This window comes from Streptomyces sp. NRRL B-24572 (genome assembly GCF_002156145.1).
Taxonomy (GTDB): Bacteria; Actinomycetota; Actinomycetes; order Streptomycetales; family Streptomycetaceae; genus Streptomyces; species Streptomyces vietnamensis.
Genome location: NZ_MWIG01000770.1, coordinates 1 through 1,259, shown reverse-complemented (window position 1 = coordinate 1,259; position 1,259 = coordinate 1). Strand labels below are relative to the sequence as shown.

1 protein-coding gene, 1 tRNA gene and 1 pseudogene are annotated in these 1,259 nt (G+C 70.8%); 1 reads left to right on the top strand and 2 read right to left on the bottom strand.

What is annotated here, in order from left to right; translation table 11 throughout:
- Positions 1–91: 91 nt before the first annotated feature.
- Positions 92–802 (top strand): class I SAM-dependent methyltransferase, encoded by a 711-nt coding sequence (locus CCN56_RS35525; RefSeq protein ID WP_086831897.1) that lies wholly within the window; start codon positions 92–94, stop codon positions 800–802.
- Between the two features lie 56 nt (positions 803–858).
- Here CCN56_RS35525 and CCN56_RS35520 read toward each other — a convergent pair.
- Both CCN56_RS35520 and CCN56_RS45200 read right to left on the bottom strand, forming a co-directional pair.
- Positions 859–946, bottom strand: a tRNA-Leu gene (locus tag CCN56_RS35520).
- A gap of 220 nt (positions 947–1,166) precedes the next feature.
- Positions 1,167–1,259 (bottom strand): annotated as a pseudogene (locus CCN56_RS45200) (class F sortase); the annotation flags it as partial.

Here is a 1,259-nt window from a genome sequence, read left to right as displayed (position 1 = left end):
AGGGGGTGTCCCGCCCGGTCGGGCGGCACTCGGGGTGAAGACACCCCTGAGTGGTCACGGACCGGGCGGGACACCCCCTAGGCTCGGTGTCATGTTCACCCCGCAGGGTCCCAGCCTCCGCGAGCTGACCGTCCAGGCCCTCTCCTCCGTCGAGCACGGCTACGACCTGCTCGCGAGCAAATTCGACGCGACCCCCTTCCGCACCTCCGACCGGCTCCTGACCGCGGTCGCCCACACCCTGGAGACCCTCGGCCCCTTCGACTCCGGCCTCGACGTCTGCTGCGGCACCGGCGCCGGACTCGGCGTCCTCCGCTCGGTCTGCGCGGGCCGGATCACGGGCGTCGACTTCAGTTCGGGCATGCTGACCCGGGCCCGGAACGCCCACCCGACCGCCGACCTGGTCCGCGCCGACGCCCTGGCCCTCCCCTTCGCCCCGGTCTTCGACCTGGCGGTCAGCTTCGGCGCCTTCGGCCACTTCCTCCCGGCCGACCAGCGCACCCTCTTCGCCCAGGTGCACGCCGCCCTGCGCCCGGGCGGCACCTTCGCCTTCCCGCTCCCCGCCCCACCACCGGTCGGCTCCCGCCTCTACTGGACCCTGTGGGGCTTCGACGCGGCGATGCGCGTCAGGAACGCCGTCTGGCACCCGCCGTTCGTCATGTACTACCGCACCTTCCGCCTCGCGGACGTCCGCGCCCGCCTGGAGGACAGCGGCTTCGAGGTCTCCCTCACCCCGATCGAACCCCTGGGCCGCCGGGAGGACGGCAGCCCGCACTGCAGGCTGGTGGTGGCGCGGAAGAGGTGACACCCCGGCGCAACGAAAAGTGCCGGTCGATACAAGATCGACCGGCACTTTTCGTGTGGTGTCCGAGGGGGGACTTGAACCCCCACGCCCGATAAAGGGCACTAGCACCTCAAGCTAGCGCGTCTGCCATTCCGCCACCCGGACTAGGTGTGATTGTCGTTCCGGGGTTTCCCCCGCGGCGACAGAGATAACTCTACCAGGGGTTCGCGGTGGCTTTCACCAGCGTTTTCCATGGTCAGTGGGGTGGGACTGTCTCCTCGCCCCAGGGAACCCGACGCCCCCCGACGCCGGTTCCGTGAAAGCCACCCTGACGACCCCGACGCGGTCCGGGCCAATCCTTCGGCCGGAGTCCGTCAGGTCGCGGTCAGCGCACCTCGACCAGGCGGGCCGAGACCACCACGTTGCCCGCGTAGCCGCCCTCCTCCGTGAAGGTGCCGCCGCAGGTGATCAGGCGCAG

Bases quoted from the DNA above. Each gene is read 5' to 3' on its own strand.
- CCN56_RS35525 (WP_086831897.1), top strand. From the start codon at position 92: ATGTTCACCCCGCAGGGTCCCAGCCTCCGCGAGCTGACCGTCCAGGCC.